At 43.6% G+C, this 15,750-nt stretch carries 19 protein-coding genes; 14 read left to right on the forward strand and 5 right to left on the reverse strand.

Annotation, left to right across the window (positions count from 1 at the left end):
- Positions 1-126: 126 nt before the first annotated feature.
- The 4 genes from ACLI09_RS07605 (at position 127) to ACLI09_RS07620 (ending at position 2,502) form a co-directional block, all read left to right on the forward strand.
- Entirely contained in the window at positions 127-375 is a 249-nt protein-coding gene (locus tag ACLI09_RS07605) for a hypothetical protein (protein ID WP_411419002.1), read from the forward strand.
- Positions 376-633: 258 nt separating this feature from the next.
- On the forward strand, positions 634-1,101 hold the full coding sequence (locus ACLI09_RS07610; protein WP_411419003.1) for a Panacea domain-containing protein: 468 nt from the start codon (positions 634-636) through the stop codon (positions 1,099-1,101).
- Positions 1,102-1,103: 2 nt separating this feature from the next.
- A complete protein-coding gene (locus ACLI09_RS07615) occupies positions 1,104-1,496 on the forward strand; it encodes a hypothetical protein (RefSeq protein WP_411419004.1) in 393 nt (130 codons plus the stop codon).
- Positions 1,497-1,884: 388 nt separating this feature from the next.
- Positions 1,885-2,502: a hypothetical protein gene (locus tag ACLI09_RS07620; RefSeq protein ID WP_411419005.1), complete on the forward strand. Its 618-nt coding sequence runs from the start codon at positions 1,885-1,887 to the stop codon at positions 2,500-2,502.
- 43 nt (positions 2,503-2,545) lie between these two features.
- Here the strand turns inward: ACLI09_RS07620 and ACLI09_RS07625 are convergent, their stop codons facing one another.
- Positions 2,546-3,316 carry a hypothetical protein gene (locus ACLI09_RS07625; RefSeq protein WP_411419006.1) on the reverse strand — a complete coding sequence of 257 codons (771 nt, stop codon included), beginning with the start codon at positions 3,314-3,316 and terminating at the stop codon, positions 2,546-2,548.
- An 80-nt stretch (positions 3,317-3,396) separates the two neighbouring features.
- Between ACLI09_RS07625 and ACLI09_RS07630 the strand changes: the two genes are divergently transcribed.
- Both ACLI09_RS07630 and ACLI09_RS07635 read left to right on the forward strand, forming a co-directional pair.
- A complete protein-coding gene (locus ACLI09_RS07630) occupies positions 3,397-3,636 on the forward strand; it encodes a hypothetical protein (protein WP_411419007.1) in 240 nt (79 codons plus the stop codon).
- A complete protein-coding gene (locus tag ACLI09_RS07635) occupies positions 3,637-3,882 on the forward strand; it encodes a hypothetical protein (protein ID WP_411419008.1) in 246 nt (81 codons plus the stop codon).
- 145 nt (positions 3,883-4,027) lie between these two features.
- On the opposite strand, the gene ACLI09_RS07640 is transcribed toward ACLI09_RS07635, so the two are convergent.
- Both ACLI09_RS07640 and ACLI09_RS07645 read right to left on the reverse strand, forming a co-directional pair.
- Positions 4,028-4,450 (reverse strand): hypothetical protein, encoded by a 423-nt coding sequence (locus ACLI09_RS07640; protein WP_411419009.1) that lies wholly within the window; start codon positions 4,448-4,450, stop codon positions 4,028-4,030.
- Positions 4,451-4,500: 50 nt separating this feature from the next.
- A complete protein-coding gene (locus ACLI09_RS07645) occupies positions 4,501-5,430 on the reverse strand; it encodes a hypothetical protein (protein ID WP_411419010.1) in 930 nt (309 codons plus the stop codon).
- A 346-nt stretch (positions 5,431-5,776) separates the two neighbouring features.
- On the opposite strand from ACLI09_RS07645, the gene ACLI09_RS07650 reads away from it, so the two are divergent.
- The 6 genes from ACLI09_RS07650 to ACLI09_RS07675 all read left to right on the forward strand — a co-directional run bounded on the left by ACLI09_RS07650 (position 5,777) and on the right by ACLI09_RS07675 (position 11,071).
- Entirely contained in the window at positions 5,777-6,814 is a 1,038-nt protein-coding gene (locus tag ACLI09_RS07650) for a Clp protease ClpP (RefSeq protein ID WP_411419011.1), read from the forward strand.
- Entirely contained in the window at positions 6,814-7,872 is a 1,059-nt protein-coding gene (locus tag ACLI09_RS07655) for a hypothetical protein (RefSeq protein WP_411419012.1), read from the forward strand. The genes ACLI09_RS07650 and ACLI09_RS07655 overlap by 1 nt, the downstream gene beginning before the upstream one ends.
- A gap of 205 nt (positions 7,873-8,077) precedes the next feature.
- On the forward strand, positions 8,078-9,433 hold the full coding sequence (locus ACLI09_RS07660; RefSeq protein ID WP_411419042.1) for a BspA family leucine-rich repeat surface protein: 1,356 nt from the start codon (positions 8,078-8,080) through the stop codon (positions 9,431-9,433).
- A gap of 35 nt (positions 9,434-9,468) precedes the next feature.
- Positions 9,469-9,900: a phage holin family protein gene (locus tag ACLI09_RS07665; RefSeq protein WP_411419013.1), complete on the forward strand. Its 432-nt coding sequence runs from the start codon at positions 9,469-9,471 to the stop codon at positions 9,898-9,900.
- Positions 9,901-9,902: 2 nt separating this feature from the next.
- Complete coding sequence (locus tag ACLI09_RS07670) at positions 9,903-10,406, forward strand: glycoside hydrolase family 73 protein (RefSeq protein ID WP_411419014.1); 504 nt, start codon at positions 9,903-9,905, stop codon at positions 10,404-10,406.
- Entirely contained in the window at positions 10,403-11,071 is a 669-nt protein-coding gene (locus ACLI09_RS07675; RefSeq protein WP_411419015.1) for a DUF6549 family protein, read from the forward strand. Before ACLI09_RS07670 ends, ACLI09_RS07675 begins: the two co-directional genes overlap by 4 nt.
- 75 nt (positions 11,072-11,146) lie before the next feature.
- Here the strand turns inward: ACLI09_RS07675 and recO are convergent, their stop codons facing one another.
- Complete coding sequence (gene recO / locus ACLI09_RS07680) at positions 11,147-11,857, reverse strand: DNA repair protein RecO (RefSeq protein WP_411419016.1); 711 nt, start codon at positions 11,855-11,857, stop codon at positions 11,147-11,149.
- A gap of 35 nt (positions 11,858-11,892) precedes the next feature.
- Positions 11,893-12,054, reverse strand: a complete 162-nt coding sequence (locus ACLI09_RS07685) for a hypothetical protein (RefSeq protein ID WP_411419017.1) — start codon at positions 12,052-12,054, stop codon at positions 11,893-11,895.
- Between the two features lie 97 nt (positions 12,055-12,151).
- On the opposite strand from ACLI09_RS07685, the gene ACLI09_RS07690 reads away from it, so the two are divergent.
- Together ACLI09_RS07690 and ACLI09_RS07695 are read left to right on the forward strand one after the other, a co-directional pair.
- Positions 12,152-13,444 carry an aminopeptidase P family protein gene (locus tag ACLI09_RS07690; RefSeq protein WP_411419018.1) on the forward strand — a complete coding sequence of 431 codons (1,293 nt, stop codon included), beginning with the start codon at positions 12,152-12,154 and terminating at the stop codon, positions 13,442-13,444.
- A gap of 375 nt (positions 13,445-13,819) precedes the next feature.
- Positions 13,820-15,745 (forward strand): M1 family aminopeptidase, encoded by a 1,926-nt coding sequence (locus tag ACLI09_RS07695; RefSeq protein WP_411419019.1) that lies wholly within the window; start codon positions 13,820-13,822, stop codon positions 15,743-15,745.
- Positions 15,746-15,750: the final 5 nt, after the last annotated feature.

Consider the following 15,750-nt stretch of genomic DNA (forward strand, 5'->3'; position numbering starts at 1 on the left):
GTCGCAGTAGGCAGCGGCCTCACTCAAGCCAATATCATCTACCAATCGAGTGAAGCTGCTCCCCTCTCCTTCGGAGAGGGGCAGGGGGTGAGGCCGCAATCACTAAATCTTTAAATCTCAAAAATCATGAATTACAAAATAAAAGGCATCGTTACCGCCATAGGCGAAATAAAAACCACAAAGCTGGGCACCGCGGTGCAGCAGCTGCACTTTGAGCAGGAAACCGGGCGGGTATTTTACCCCTCTGCCCTGGGCACTAAAATAGAAATGCTGCAGGACGTGCTGCCCGGCGACGTAGCGGAAATAGAGTTCCACATCTCGGGCAGCAAGGGCACATATAACAACGTGATTATTGACAATATAGTTCGAGTTTAGTTAATGGTTGTCAGTTGTCGGTTGATGGGAGCTTCACTCAGCCGCCCGGCATCCCACATCGGACATCGGACTTTCTAACTTTCGACTTTAAAATCTTTAGACTAAAAATTCGTTCTTTGACATATTGGAAAAAAATAAAGTAAACCCCTATCGGGTTAAAATTAAAATACATCTAAAACGGTGGCAAAGCATATGTTAACAATGTTGAACATATAATAAAAATATTTAACTTTGTAAATCAAACAGCAGAACATAATTATGTACAGCCCCGTTACCATAGCAAACTATTTCATCAAAAAACACTCTGAAGATGATAAGCTTACGCCAATGAAGTTAATAAAACTGACTTACATTGCTTATGGCTGGTATCTGGTCTTAAGTGATGGAGAAAAGTTAGTAAATGAAAAGCCCCAGGCGTGGGACCTTGGCCCCGTAATGCCTTCGCTTTATCACAACCTGAAACAATATGGAGGAGATAAAGTGACTAATCCTGTGATTAACGAGCGCACAAAAACTGAGGTTATTTCTGATGACGATGCTTATTTCCTGGATTTTATATGGAGCAGGTATGGCGGCTATAACGGTGTGGAACTGAGCGCCATTACCCACACTAAAGGCACACCCTGGACAGAGGTATACCCTAAAGGCACTAACCTTATTATACCCGATGAGCTTATAGAAAAGCACTATAAAGACATAATGTCCCAGGCTTTAGAAACCGCTTAATAATGGTTAAACCGGGCAGCAAAACATCTGAAAATGTCAGGGAAAGCATAAAGCTCCTTGAATCTGCAATTCCTAAGAAAAGGCCTTCTTTTACAGATGAAGACTTAGAAAAGGGCCAGTCACAGGAACAAACCCTTGAACAGCGTAAAGGCGAGGCTGAATTAGAGCGTTACAATCAGGACACAACCCATCGTAAAGGCCTCGTAACATGGGCGGCAACCGTTGTCAGCCTATGGCTGTTGTGTGTACTGATTACACTATCCCTCAACACCTACATACTAAAACTTTCAGATACGATAATGGTTGCGCTATTAAGCACCACAACGGTTAATGTACTGGGGCTTATGATTATTGTATTGAACGACCTTTTTAGAGGGAAGAAAGAGGAGAAGTAAAGCTTCAGCTTGTTTTTCCGTTACCCAATACTTTACACCTATTAAAGAAGCAATATTAAGCTTAACCAATCTTTAAAATTTAGCGATAATCAAGCCCGGCAAATTAAGGGGGCACCTTTTATTTTGGTGTTGGGCATAGGGGTTGTTTTTGTAAAAAGGTAAAAATCCTATTTATGAACTGTAAAATATTAATTTAAAACATATAACTTATGAATACTATCAATTCCGCAGAGAATACAAATTACAAGTAAAACTCTCGAAGCAACTTTTGGGTTAACGGTAGGTCAAATATATACCTGCTGTGAATGTCCTGAAGAGCATAAAGAAACTTATCCAAATAGCATATGGATTTACTCAGAACAACAAGACAAGCCTGTACGCTGTTTAGTTGAATATTGCCCAGGGGTGGCTCAGTAATCTTTCTGCAATATTAGGGAAAGAAAGCGCCGCAGGAAAAGCGGTAGCTGTAGCCCAGGCAACAATAGACACCTATAAGAGCGCAGTGGCTGCATATGCTGCCGGTGTGTCGCTGGGCGGGCCGGTAGGGCTTGTAATGGGCCCTGTTTCTGCCGGCCTGGCTGTAGCAGCAGGTGTCAAAAACATACAAAAAATAACAAGCACTAAAACCCCAAAAGCAGAAAAAGGAGCTTTATTTAGCATTGGTGGGCGGCGTCACAGCGCAGGCGGCACACTTTTTACCGGTGCAGACGGCACAAAGTTTGAAGCCGAGCAAGGAGAACTTATAGGCGTTATGAACCGCAACGCCGCACGCCACTTTATGGCATTTAATAATGCTTTCCCGGCAGGGGGTGGCAGTGCGCCTAACTATTTTGCCTCCGGGGGAATCGTATCGCGTGAAGTGGCCGGGCAGGGAATAAACGTAGATGAGTTAGCTGCAAAAATTGCTACTGCAAATGCCAGCCTTCCTGCTCCCATAGTTGCTGTGCAGGATATTGTTAACCAGGGCAACAGCTACGTGCAGGTACGCCAAGGCGCTAACTTTTAGGTAAAAAAAAAGCCCCGCAGGCGGGGCATATAACAGGTAATCCTTATTCTTTAGTGAGAAGGCATTTTAGCTGTCCGCGTAAGTCTCCGCTTATACCGGAGTCCATATTTACAACTTGGCCGGCCATTGTTATGGTTTTAATTTCACTTTCGGTTAAAAGCGCTATTTCTTTATCAGTAAGTTCCAGAAAAGTCCGTAGTATCTGCTTGCCGGTATCTTTGCCCACAAGTTGTTTTGGGCGCTCAATCTTTTTCCCGTTTAAAAGTTCAAGCGTCACCCCTGCCCCTTTTTCTTTTGAAGAACCCGTAGATACTGCTAACTCATATTCTGCTTTTTTTGTCTTCTTGTTGATGGTTTTAGACAGGCCAAAACCAATAATTTTATTTTGATATATTTTAAACTCATTATCATCTAATCCAAGTTCAATCTGTTCGCAAAAATAATCGAGCGGAAGCTCAAGACCGCCCACAACTTCAAATTTATAGTTGTAATCATCATTCGAATTATAATTGTAATAGATTGTTTCTTTGCCATCTGTAAGGGTAAGTATTGCGGTTTCTTCTAAATTGTGTTTCACCTCTGTAACTTTAAAAATACGGCCCTGAAGCGCTTTTTTATCAGATCCGTATCTTAATTTCTTATAGGGGGCCATACCATCTGGTCTATAAGAAAAGTTTTGGTATTCGTCTCCAAAAACCGAACCTACCTTAAGCTCCCTGTTGAGCAGGAGGTCTACGTATTTACCAGGAAAATTAACCTGCGCAGACGCAGATAATGTTAGCATAAGTGCCGAGATAAAAATAATTTTTTTCATAAATGTGAATAATTAGTTGAGCAACAAATATAGTAGTTTTTTTTACGCAGAAAATATTTGGTTAGTATTTTTTTCTAATAATGGTAAAAAATATTCTTAGTGGCTGGAAAAACTTTTTATTAAAAACTGAAGTGGGCGAAAATATTGCCACAGCAAGGGCTGCAATCTGCGCCATTTGCCCGGAAGCTAAAAATGGTAAAATACTGGCTTTTATAAAAGACAGCCTAACCGAAATTGAGGGCACCTACTGCAACATTTGCAAATGCCCGCTTAGCGCAAAGGTGCGCAGCAACGATACTTGCCCTGAAAACAAATGGTAAATGACCCGCTATGAAAGCATTATAAGCCTGGGCGACAACTTTATAAAACTGATAAGTAAGGGGCTCATACCCACCCACGTACTCGACTGGAAGGTGTATTATGAAGCCTACCTTAAAGAGATGGATATACTGCAAAAGCAACATGGCAAGCCAAAAAAAACCCGTGCGTGCGGCCATGTAGCCGACGATTATAAGATAAGCGAGCGCTGCATGTTTAGCATCATTGCCTTTATGGAGGGTTGTTAGCTGCAAGTGTTCCAGTGCTCAGTTGACAGTAGGCAGGAGCACCCGGACAGTTGATGGTTGTCGGTTGTTAGTTGTTAGGAGCTTCACTCAAGCGGCTTAGCCAACTGAGTGAAGCTGCTCCCCTCTCCTAAAGGAGTGAGGCCCTTTATACCGCAAGCACTTCATCTTCGCCATTACCCTTAAAATAAATCGCAGGCCTTCCATTAAAATAGCCACTGCTCCAGCGTATGTTGGTAATGCCCTGCTTTATTATACTGGCTTGTTGCGTTTCAAAATCAATAAACATCAGGCAGGCAGACGTTGGCACGGTATTCTCCCACAATTGCAGGTACAGCCCATTAGAGGCGGGATAAAGCCAGTCGCCAAAGTGGCGGCGCTCCAGTTCAAACACTTCGGGATAGCTTTTTAAAAATAAATATGGCGTGCCATCGGCCAGCGTACCCGCCTGGCGGCTGCTTAGTACCATGCCATTACCCTGAAAAAACACGCCCCACTCATTAAGCGCGGGCAGATTGCTCAGGTCTATTTTTGGTGCGGGCTGTTGTTTCTTTTTAAACCAGGAAAACATTTGAATTATTTTGAATTTGATGTGATTTAGGGGCAGAAGTAGTAATTTCTTTATGTTAAAATGTTAGAAGAATTAATCTGTCTGATTAGCTCTTCTTTTCCAATTAGTTCTTCGGGATATTTTACAAGCTGATGATTTGAAAATTCCTCTATCAATTCCAATGTTTCTTCTCCTATCCTAATTTTGAATTTCGCTTCATCCAAAGATAGACCTAAAATAATACATAACTCTTGATACGAATCAGCAACTTGATTTTCCAATTTATGAAGCCATCTTAAAAAACCTATACTGTTTCTTACGATTAAAATATTATGACCGCTTGTAGCTTGTCCTATACCTGGATGATAATATACAGTATTTCTAATTTTTGAAAAACCCATGCATAATCTTTCTCGCCAAAGTGCTGAGTTTTTATAGTCACTCGCTACTTTAATATCATCCGTTTCCTCTCTCTTAAAAGGTTCTAATATTTTTGGAAAATGATCATGTAAAATTTCCACCCATTTAATATTTGAAAATATATCCTGTTTATGTGTACTCTCGCCTAAAAAAAATACATTTTCGTTATCAATATAAGCAAAGAGGAGAGAATCAACTTGCTTGACAAACCCTGACTTTTTATTAATCTCCAGTGACAAATGAAAGTGATAAATATTCCATTCATTTTTAAGATGATCATGAAAATTAGTTTGAAGAAGTTTTTTACTCTGAAATGGATTTAAATTCCCGCCAATTTTTGCCAAATTAAAAATGTGTTCTATTTCTTTTCTTTTAGTGTGGAAAAAAATGTCTTTTATAAACTCAGGATTAATTTTTACATTTCTAAGTTTAGGTTGTATCAATTTAGAATGAACATTTAAATAATTGACTAACATTTTATCAAGACTATTATTCATCGATAGTTTAAAGCCTATTTGAGTAGCAAGTCTTATAAGTTCAAATTTTAAATCAGACTCAAAATTTAATTTATCTGTAAACATGTGACTATTTTATTTATTTGACTTAAATGAACTTATTTGAGAATCATTGTCATGTATCGGACAAATATAATATTTTACTGAACAAACCCCTTCAGTACTTCCACTCTAAAACCGCCGTAACTTTGCATCAGCATTTCAGGCTACTTCATCCGAGTGAAGCTACTCCCCTCGCCTTCGGAGAGGGGCCGGGGGTGAGGCTAACATTACTGAACAATCCCCTTCAGTACTTTGCCCGCAATGTCGCCGTAACTTTGCAAAAGAAATTAAAATTCGAGTGAAGCTCCCAACAACCATCAACTAACAACCAATCTTTCAATTTTAAAATATTTCAATCATTCAATCACGAGTGACAGGAAACATTTACATCTCCGGCCAGATAGGCACCTTTGACGGTACTACCGGCGTTACCCTGGCCGATGTGGTAGCACAGGTAAAAAAGCAGCCCAAAGCCACCGCCTACAACGTGCACATAAACAGCGAGGGCGGCCTGGTAGACGTAGGGTTCGATATTTACCACTACCTCAAATCGCTGCGAAAGCCATTAACTACCATCGGCAGCGGCATCGTGGCCAGCATCGCAACCGTGCTGTTTATGGCAGGCAGCAAAAGGCAGCTGCGTGAGAACACCCCGTTTATGATTCACTTACCCTGGGGCGGCAGTATGGGTACGGCAGATGAGCTGGAACAGTTTGCCGCCCAGCTACGGCAGGTAGAACAAAAAATGGTAGGCTTTTATACTAAAGCGCTCAACGTGCAAAAGGAAGCCATACTGCCCCTGCTGAAGAACGAAACCTGGCTTACCACGGCACAGCTGAGCGGACTTGGGTTTACTACATCGGCGCAACCTTTTAAAGCGGTTGCAAAAGCATATTTGAATACTAACAACCCTATGAGAGGAACATTTAACGAAAGGGACAGGCACTGGATGGAAAGCCTGTTTACCCGCACCCTGGGCAGGTTTAAAAATGCCCACGTGTTTAACAAGGTCGTGCAGGATGCCACCGGCGCCGAGATTGACTTTACCGAACTGCCCGATGATGGCGTTATCGAAGTTGGCGCTACAGCCACGGTAGACGGCACCCCGGCCGAAGGCGAGTACCTGCTGCCCGATGGCACTACTTACATTTTTGAAGCCGGTGCGCTTACCGAAATTATTGAGCCGGACGATGCCGCCGCCCCCGCTGAAGAATCCGCAGCCCTGCGTGCCGAGAACAAGGCGCTGAAACGCCAGATTACGCATATTAAAAACGAGGTGCTGGCACTTAAAAAACAGGTAGGGAGCCGCTACAGCGTAGAGGGCAAAAAGGTGGCCGCACGCAGGCCCGCACAAGCCGAAAGGACCACCGGCCTTAAACAATATTTGCAGTCTAAACCAAGGAAGTAATGCCATTAATTAACGCAGACGCGCTAACGCTGAATGCCCGCGAGGCCGAAACGGTAAGCGAGGTAATTTTTGAAAGGGTGTTTAACGAAAGTAACCTCGCCGAGTACCACGAAATAGAAACGGGCATCGACGTAAAAACGCAGATTGCCTTTGCCGAAAGATTGGGCCTGCTGGGCAAGGAAACCCAGGGCTGTACGCCAAACGAGGCCGGTGGCTTTGCACTGACCGAAAAGTTCTGGACACCGGTAATGGAAGACTTCCGACTGAAACACTGCCAGGCCGATATGCCGGCGCTGCTTAAGCTGTTCCGTAAATCGCAGCGTGTTAATCCTGACTTTTTTGATATGGTGGGCACGCAGGAACTGGGCGTTATCATCTCGGCGGTAGAAACTTCGCTGCTGGAGAACATCCACCGAAAAATATGGTTTAATGATAAAGCCGCGGCTACCGTAGCAAACAATGGTGTGTTTAAAAACGGCACGGATCTGGGTTATTTTAACTCGTTTGACGGCCTGTTTAAGCAAATTTTTGCCGAGGTACCTACAACGGAGCCCAACTATGTTGCTATTGCAAAAAACGCGGGCAGCAGCTATGCAGCACAGGCACTTGACCCTGATACGGCACTAAGCATCTTTGAGAAGATGGTTACTAAGGCCGATGAAAGGCTGGTATCGGCAGATGATGCCTTTATACTGGCTACCCGTTCGCTGGCCGACAACTACCGTGCAACACTGCGCAACAGCAACCTGGGGTCGGGCTTCCTTGAAGTGGTGGAAGAAGGCCGCCCTAAGCTGTACTTTGACGGCATAGAGGTAAAAGTGCGCTACGACTGGGACAGGTACATTAAAGAATACCAGAATAACGGCACTAAATACCACCTGCCACACCGTGCGGTGCTTACTACCAAGAGCAACATCCCGGTGGGCACTTTAAGCGAAGAAGACTTAACCAAGCTGGATGTGTTTTACGACAAAACACTTAGAACGAATATTATGGATGCCGCCTATACACTCGATGCCAAGCACCTGGAACGCTATATGACAGTAGCCGCTTACTAGTCATAAAGTCGAAAGTTAGTTTCACTCCTGCTAAAATACTGTATGCCTCCCCCAGTAACATCTGAGTGAAGCTTCTCCCCTCTCCTTTTGGAGAGGAGCCGGGGGTGAGGCCGTTCAATCATTTCAATCATTTCAATCTTTCAATCTAAAATCTAAAAAACAATGCCAACAGATTATTACATGGGGGTGCTTCAGGCCGGGTAACCTGGGTTATTATTTTTATGGCTGCGCTAACCTCAACCTTACAAATGTTTCGGATGTACTAAACCTGAAAGGAACACAAACCATGCGCTATATGTTTGCCCTTTGCAGTGCGCTGACATCTGTAAACCGGATTAGTGAATGGAACACGTCTGAAATTACAGATTTTAACTCTTTATTCTGGACGGCTTCGGTTTTTAACCAGTCCGTTAATAATTGGGATACTACAAAAGTTACAGATATGAGTTTTGCGTTCCAGAAAGCAACCTTATTCAACCAGCCACTGGATCAGTGGGAATTGAGTTCGTGTACATCGATTTATAATATCTTTTACAGTTGCAGTAATTTCAACCAGAACATCAATAACTGGAACGTAAGCAACGTCAGTAATATGCAAGGTGTATTTGGTGAAGCCTTTGCCTTTAACCAGCCACTTAACAACTGGAATACAGGTAGTGCACAAACCATGAGGATGATGTTTTTTAACGCCAAAAGTTTTAACCAGCCTATCGGGAATTGGGATACCGGAAATGTGGTAGATATGTATAACACACTCTCAAACGCTGAAAATTTCAATCAAAACATTAATAATTGGGACGTATCTAAAGTCGTGAACATGCAGTCCCTGTTTTACAGAGCGTATCAATTTAACCAACCGTTGAATAACTGGGACACGAGTAATGTTACTGATATGGCACAACTATTTGGACGGGCATATAAATTCAACCAGCCTTTAAACAACTGGGACACGGGTAAGGTAACAACTATGCAAAATACCTTTCGCGGGGCAACTGACGGAAGTATGGTATTTAACCAAGATATAAGCACCTGGAATGTAGAGAATGTAACAAATTTTTCCTATATGTTCTATGTAAATAGTGCTTTTAACCAGCCCATTGGCTCTTGGGATATGGGAAGTGCCACAGATATTACAAGTATGTTTCAGAATGCCACATCTTTTAACCAACCACTCAATAACTGGGATGTAAGCAAAGTTACATCCATGAGATTGCTATTTAACCAAATGCCATTTAGCCATCCACTTAACAACTGGAACACTTCAAATGTTACCAGAATGGATTATATGTTCCAGGGAGCCACTTCCTTTAATCACGATATTAGCATGTGGAATTTCAGCAAGGTTACATTGATTGATGGTTTTATGGCGGGCAAATCATACATCAATTACTCTAAACAAAACTATAATGCATTGCTAAATAGTCTGGCACAACAAAATGTACAACCTGGACTTAAACCTCATTTTTCATCCATAAGATATACCGCTGCTGCGCAGGGTGCCCGAAATTATCTTACTCAAACGAAAGGCTGGACAATTACCGATGGCGGTATTACTACTTAATGTTTCACTAAAATGTTTGTTTATAAAATAACATTGTGAAAACCCTGCAATACCTCACCTCTTCACTACTCTCGTTTTTCCTGCCAGTGCATGGCTTACTTATAGCAGTAGGATTTGCTATAGTACTTGACACTTTTACAGGTGTTTTTAAATCAGTCAAAATTAATGGATGGCATTCCGTACGCAGCCGGAAATTATCTGACGTCGTGGGAAAAGTTGTTTTGTATAATACCGCAATCCTGTCTATCTATATAATGGACTTTTACCTGCTTTCCGGTTTTTTTAAATACTGGTTCTCCGCTGATTTTTTCTTTACCAAAATAATCGCGCTTGTGCTTATTGTTATCGAACTAACTTCCATAAAGGAAAATTTTGAAGCCGCCTATAAAAAGGACATATGGAAACTCTTAAAAAGCATTCTCAGACGCGCAAAAGAAATTGAAGATATTTCTGACCTAAAACCTTAACCGTGCAGCAACATGAATTTGTAAACCAGTACCTGCCCCATGCAAAACAAACCGAAGCAAAAACGGGCATATCAGCCATAGCGATATTAGCACAAGCGGCTCTCGAAAGCGGTTGGGGCAAAGCCGCCCCCGGTAATATGTTCTTTGGCGTAAAGGATACCGATGGGATAAATGGTAACGAGCAACTGCTTACCACCACCGAGTACAGCCGCAGGGCCGACCTTAAGTTTCCACAGGTTATAAGCGTAACCCCTATAGTGCGAAATGGCATAAAAATGTTCCGGTATAAGGTAAAAGACTATTTCAGAAAGTACAGTTCGCCCGAAGAATGCTTTACAGACCACGCCCGGTTTTTCCTTAAGAACAAACGGTATGCTGAGGCGCTCGAAGTTAAGCATAATCCTTACTTGTTTATTGATGCCATTGCAAAAGCGGGTTATGCCACAGCTCCTAACTACGCCGGAACCTTAAAGGCCGTTGCGAAAGCCATTGAAAATTTATTATGAAAACAAAACTCTTATATACTATTATCGCAGGGCTTTCCACAGCCCTGCTTTTTTCGGTTAGCCAATGCAGGAGCATTGCGTCCCGCGAAACTACAAACACGAATGCGCTTACCGATACCGTACAATATTACACCAATGTGCTTGGCACGCAAACCGCTGCTATTAAAACACTAAAAATAGATAAAAGGCAATTGGATGAGATTATTCTAAAAAAGGATAAAGAGCTTGCTGCCCTCGCCCAGGGTTTCGCTACTGTTCATAATGTAACCCAGTACGAAACCCTTACACAATACGATACAATTACCGTTGTGTACCACGACACGGTTTCAGGCATTTTTAGCCACGAGGGCTTGGTTGAAAAACCGTGGTGCCGATTTCGTTACACTGCCAACCAAAAAGGTATAACACTCGATAGCCATAAATTCCCTAACACAGCAACCGTTATTACCGGCACTAAACGAAAGTGGTTTTTGGGAAAAGAAACTTTGTATACTGAAATTACAACCTCCAATCCGTATATAAAAGAAACCGAAATTAAAGCCGCAGAAGTCTCGTTACCCACACCTGTTCATAAAAAATGGTATGTATGCTTGGGTATAGGTTTAGCCGGCGGGTTTTTGCTGGGGAGAGAGTTTTTGGTTGGTGGTTGTCGGTTGTTAGAATAACCCGCACTGAACGAAGTAATGATTAACCGCTGGTTAAAGCTCCAAATTAACAAATCCACAAATTAACCAAATCCACTAACTAAACACTTCCCGCAACACCTCAAGCGACTTCGGCCTGCGGAAACCATCGAGGTGAAAGGCGTAATAGTCCAATAATATCTTTAGCAGTGCCTGCCTTTCAGTAACATGAAAGGCTTTGGTGCTGTTGTCCAGTTTTAGCGCCATAAGGCGGCGCAACAGGGCGGTATCTTCGGCTGTAAGGCAGGTAATGCCGTGGTAGGGCATAAAAACCCCTTCAGTCATTTCAAAGAAAGGGTTGTCGGCATCGCCATTAGGATAAAAACCCAAAAATTTAGTCAGCTCCATGAGCAGTATGAGGTGGAAGTTGGCCGTAGCATCATGCCCGTCGAGCCACAGCAGGGCGGTTTCCAGAAACTCGTAAAGGCTTTCGTTTTGCTCTTCCTCCTTAATGCAGTGGTGCAGCATTTCGCTTACAAACATAGCTATTGTAGTCTTGGTAATATCGGTATTCAGGGTGTGGTAGGGGAAAGCCATACGCACTTCCTTAAAATACTCCAGCGTACCTTTATCTTTATGCGAAGCCTCAATTTCCAATATGTTCAGCGGACGGAAGTAAATGGTTTTCTGCGCGCTCTTTTTAGTCGAAAACGCATCGCGCACATAATAACTTTTAAGGCCGCTGCTTTGCGTAAAGCATTTTACCACCAGGCTTTTTTCCTGGTAGCGCAGGGCACTTATTACTATGGCTCGGGTTTTTATGAGCATTTTTATGGAGTAGATTAAGACAAAGATACTCTTATCTAATTCATCGGATAATGCTCATTTTCATAATTCTCTATCGATATTCCGAGCATTTCTAATTCTTCACCTTCAGGAGTACCGCGTTTCGCATCAAAAATAACCTCAAGCCTTTGTAATGTTGCATTATAATCTTCTTCTGTTTTAATCGGTTTGATTTTCATTTTTGTGAATGATAGTTACTGTAAATATATAAAATCCCTCGCCCATTCCCCTAAATCTCCTTAACTTTGGTATCCTGTAAATAAAAATTCATTTACCATGAAATACCACCAGATACCCAGCAGCCTTTTTGTAAAGAACCGTAAAAAGTTTATGGCTGAAATGAAGCCCAAAAGCGTTGCCGTATTCAACTCTAACGATATTTACCCTGTGAGTGCCGACAGCACCCTGCCATTTGCCCAGCACCGCGACATATTTTATCTCTCCGGGGCTGACCAGGAAGAATCAATCCTTTTATTGTGCCCGGACGCGCCGTACGAACACCTGCGTGAGATACTTTTCCTTCGTGAGACTAACGAGCACATCGCCATTTGGGAAGGTGAAAAACTAACCAAAGAACGCGCTACCGACGTAAGCGGCATTAAGAACATTGTGTGGCTTAAGGATTTTGAAAAGACGCTATTTGAGGTAATGACCTACTGCGATACCATATACATCAATACTAACGAGCACTACCGCTCATCGGTGGAAACCGAAACCCGCGAGGCCCGCTTTATTAAATGGTGGAAAGAAAAATACCCGGCCCACCAGGTTGCCAAAAGCAACCCGATACTGCAACGACTGCGCTCGATAAAAGAGCAGGAAGAACTTGACCTGATTCAGCACGCGTGTAATATTACGGAGAAGGGCTTCCGCCGACTTTTAGGCTTTACTAAACCCGGCGTTTGGGAGTACGAACTTGAGGCCGAGCTGATACACGAGTTTGTGCGCAACCGCAGCAAGGGCTTTGCCTACACGCCCATTATTGCCAGTGGCACCAATGCTAACGTGCTGCATTACATAGAGAACAACCAGCAGTGTAACGACGGCGACCTGATACTGCTCGACGTAGCTGCAGAGTATGCCAATTATAGTTCCGACCTCAGCCGTACCATTCCGGTAAACGGGCGTTTTAACCCGCGCCAGCGCCAGGTGTATGATGCCGTGCTGCGTGTAAAAAACGAAGCTACAAAACTGCTTACCCCGGGTACCTTGTGGAAAGAATACCATAAGGAAGTAGGCAACATAATGACCTCGGAGCTCCTTGGCCTGGGCCTTATCGACAAAGCCGACGTGCAGAACGAAGACCCCGCATGGCCGGCCTATAAAAAATATTTTATGCACGGCACCAGCCACCACATAGGCCTTGATACCCACGATTACGGCCTGTTGCACCTGCCTATTGAAGCCAATATGGTATTTACCGTAGAACCCGGCATTTACATCCCTGCCGAGGGCTTTGGCATCCGCCTGGAAGATAACGTAGTGGTACAGGAAAGCGGCGCGCCGTTTAACCTGATGGCAAACATACCCATAGAAGCAGAGGAGATTGAGCAACTAATGAACGCGTAGCGAGTCATAAAGTTATAAAGTCGAAAGTTTAGAAAGCGCTTACTCGGCCGTACAGCGTGCATGAGTGAAGCTAAGGCATTAAACTGCGTTGCGTTAAGCAAATTATCCGCTGAGGCGTTAATAACGATTTGCTGTTTGAGCGCAGCGAGTTCAAATCGTTTAGCCGAAATGGATAATTTGTAGCAAAAGAAGTTGGAGCCTTGATTTTTTGGTTCTTTTGCATCAAGGCAAAAGAATATAGACAAAACGCATCTTACAAAAGCCAGCCTACGGGTTGGCTTTTTTGTTATATCCTGAAACTTTTAACTTGAATTTCGCTTCCCTTTATTAAAACTTCCTCATTCTTAACTATATTTGAAAAAAAATAGTTACCTGATGAAGAAATTCACCTTTCTGCTGATTAATATACTGTCCTTAAACGCGTTTGCCCAGAAAAGCGGTGCCGACACACGCGAATTTGAAGCGCTTGTGAAGAGCGAACTAAACCATGCCAGCCAACTTAAAAGTTTTGAGGCAAATGCCAATACCGGCAATTATGATGTAGGCCACCAAACGCTGGAGTTTACCGTAAACCCTAACAACCAGTTTATTAACGGAAAGGTTACCACTGTGTTTACGGCTAAGCAGCCGATGAGCACCCTTACGTTCGACCTAGATAACGCGCTGACCGTTACCAGCGTTACCCGCAACGGTAATGGGCTTACCTTTTCCCAAAACAATAACGAAGAACTGGTTATAAACCTGGGTACCACCCTTGCCACCGGCCAGGAAGCTACTGTTGTAGTGCAGTATAACGGCGAACCGGGCTGGGAAACCGGCTCTTTTATTACCGATGAACACAACGGTCAGCCCATACTTACCACCCTTAGCGAGCCGTATGGCGCTAAAGACTGGTGGCCCTGCAAGCAGGACCTTAACGATAAGATAGACGGTGTAGATGTATATATTACTGCGCCAAGCCAATATACCGCTGTAAGCAACGGCATGCAGCTGGGCACCACCACAAGCGGTAGCAGCAAGACTACGCACTTTCAGCACAACTACCCCATACCCGCCTACCTTGTGGCTATTGCTGTAACCAATTATACTATTTACACGCAAACCTATAACGGCACGGCGGGCAGTTTCCCTATTGTAAATTACCTGTACCCCGAAACACAGGCAAACAGCGAGGCACAGCTTGGTCAAACGCTTGATATTATGCAGTTTTATGAAGATACCTTTGGGCAATACCCATTCCATGAAGAAAAATATGGCCACGCCCAGTGGAATATAGGCGGCGGTATGGAGCATACTACGGTATCGTTTATGGGCGGGTTTAACCGCGAACTGATAGCGCATGAGTTGGGCCACCAGTGGTTTGGCGATAAAGTTACCTGCGGTTCATGGCAGGACATCTGGCTAAATGAGGGCTTTGCCACCTACCTGAGCGGGCTTATTGTAGAAGACCAGGACGGCGAGGGTGCGTTTAACGGCTGGAAAGCGCAAAAAGTGCAGAATATTACGGCATATCCTAACGGATCTGTTTATATACCGGCCAGCGACACGCTTAACGAAAGCCGCATATTTAGCAGCCGTCTCAGCTATAACAAAGGCAGTATGGTATTGCACATGCTGCGAAAAAAACTAGGCGATGCCACGTTTTACCAGGGCATACAAAACTACCTCAACGATACTGATTTAGCCTATGCATATGCAAAAACACCTGACTTTAAAGCGCACATGGAGGCCGCAAGCGGGCTTAACCTTACGCAGTTTTTTAACGACTGGGTATACAACCAGGGCTACCCTATGTATAATGTTACCGTAACCGGATCCGGCCCGGGCAACGTTCAGGTTACCCTGAACCAGACGCAAAGTGATGTATCAGTATCGTTTTTTGAAGCGCCGGTACCCATTAGGTTGCACGGCACAGGCGGCCAGGTGCTTGATGTAGTGCTGGATAATACCACAAACGGCCAAAGCTTTATGGTGCCTGTTGGGTTTACATTATTGGCCGCTGAAGTAAACCCTGATTTTGACCTTATAAGCATAAATAACAATGTAACATTAGGCACAACAACACTGTTTAATAGTACAAATATTAGCCTGTACCCTAACCCCGCTACCGATGTGCTTAAGGCACAGTTGCCCGATGGTGTTACCATAAGCCACGCCACGTTTTATAACACGCTGGGCCAAAAAGTACTTGAAAGTGGTAGCGCTTCCGAATGGAATGTTTCGGCACTGAGCGCCGGGGTACATTTTATAAAGCTGGACACCAGTGAAGGTGCTGTGCAGCTTAAGTTTGTAAAAGAATAGTGAAG

The sequence above is a fragment of the Flavobacterium sp. RHBU_24 genome, assembly GCF_046613695.1.
Taxonomy (GTDB): Bacteria; Bacteroidota; Bacteroidia; order Flavobacteriales; family Flavobacteriaceae; genus Flavobacterium.

What these genes read in the sequence shown, in the direction of transcription:
- ACLI09_RS07605 (WP_411419002.1), top strand. Translation starts at nt 127, where the DNA reads ATGAATTACAAAATAAAAGGCATCGTTACCGCCATAGGCGAAATAAAA.
- ACLI09_RS07610 (WP_411419003.1), top strand. Translation starts at nt 634, where the DNA reads ATGTACAGCCCCGTTACCATAGCAAACTATTTCATCAAAAAACACTCT.
- ACLI09_RS07615 (WP_411419004.1), top strand. Translation starts at nt 1,104, where the DNA reads ATGGTTAAACCGGGCAGCAAAACATCTGAAAATGTCAGGGAAAGCATA.
- ACLI09_RS07625 (WP_411419006.1), bottom strand. Translation starts at nt 3,316, where the DNA reads ATGAAAAAAATTATTTTTATCTCGGCACTTATGCTAACATTATCTGCG.
- ACLI09_RS07630 (WP_411419007.1), top strand. Translation starts at nt 3,397, where the DNA reads ATGGTAAAAAATATTCTTAGTGGCTGGAAAAACTTTTTATTAAAAACT.
- ACLI09_RS07635 (WP_411419008.1), top strand. Translation starts at nt 3,637, where the DNA reads ATGACCCGCTATGAAAGCATTATAAGCCTGGGCGACAACTTTATAAAA.
- ACLI09_RS07640 (WP_411419009.1), bottom strand. Translation starts at nt 4,450, where the DNA reads ATGTTTTCCTGGTTTAAAAAGAAACAACAGCCCGCACCAAAAATAGAC.
- ACLI09_RS07645 (WP_411419010.1), bottom strand. Translation starts at nt 5,430, where the DNA reads ATGTTTACAGATAAATTAAATTTTGAGTCTGATTTAAAATTTGAACTT.
- ACLI09_RS07655 (WP_411419012.1), top strand. Translation starts at nt 6,814, where the DNA reads ATGCCATTAATTAACGCAGACGCGCTAACGCTGAATGCCCGCGAGGCC.
- ACLI09_RS07675 (WP_411419015.1), top strand. Translation starts at nt 10,403, where the DNA reads ATGAAAACAAAACTCTTATATACTATTATCGCAGGGCTTTCCACAGCC.
- recO (WP_411419016.1), bottom strand. Translation starts at nt 11,857, where the DNA reads ATGCTCATAAAAACCCGAGCCATAGTAATAAGTGCCCTGCGCTACCAG.
- ACLI09_RS07685 (WP_411419017.1), bottom strand. Translation starts at nt 12,054, where the DNA reads ATGAAAATCAAACCGATTAAAACAGAAGAAGATTATAATGCAACATTA.
- ACLI09_RS07690 (WP_411419018.1), top strand. Translation starts at nt 12,152, where the DNA reads ATGAAATACCACCAGATACCCAGCAGCCTTTTTGTAAAGAACCGTAAA.
- ACLI09_RS07695 (WP_411419019.1), top strand. Translation starts at nt 13,820, where the DNA reads ATGAAGAAATTCACCTTTCTGCTGATTAATATACTGTCCTTAAACGCG.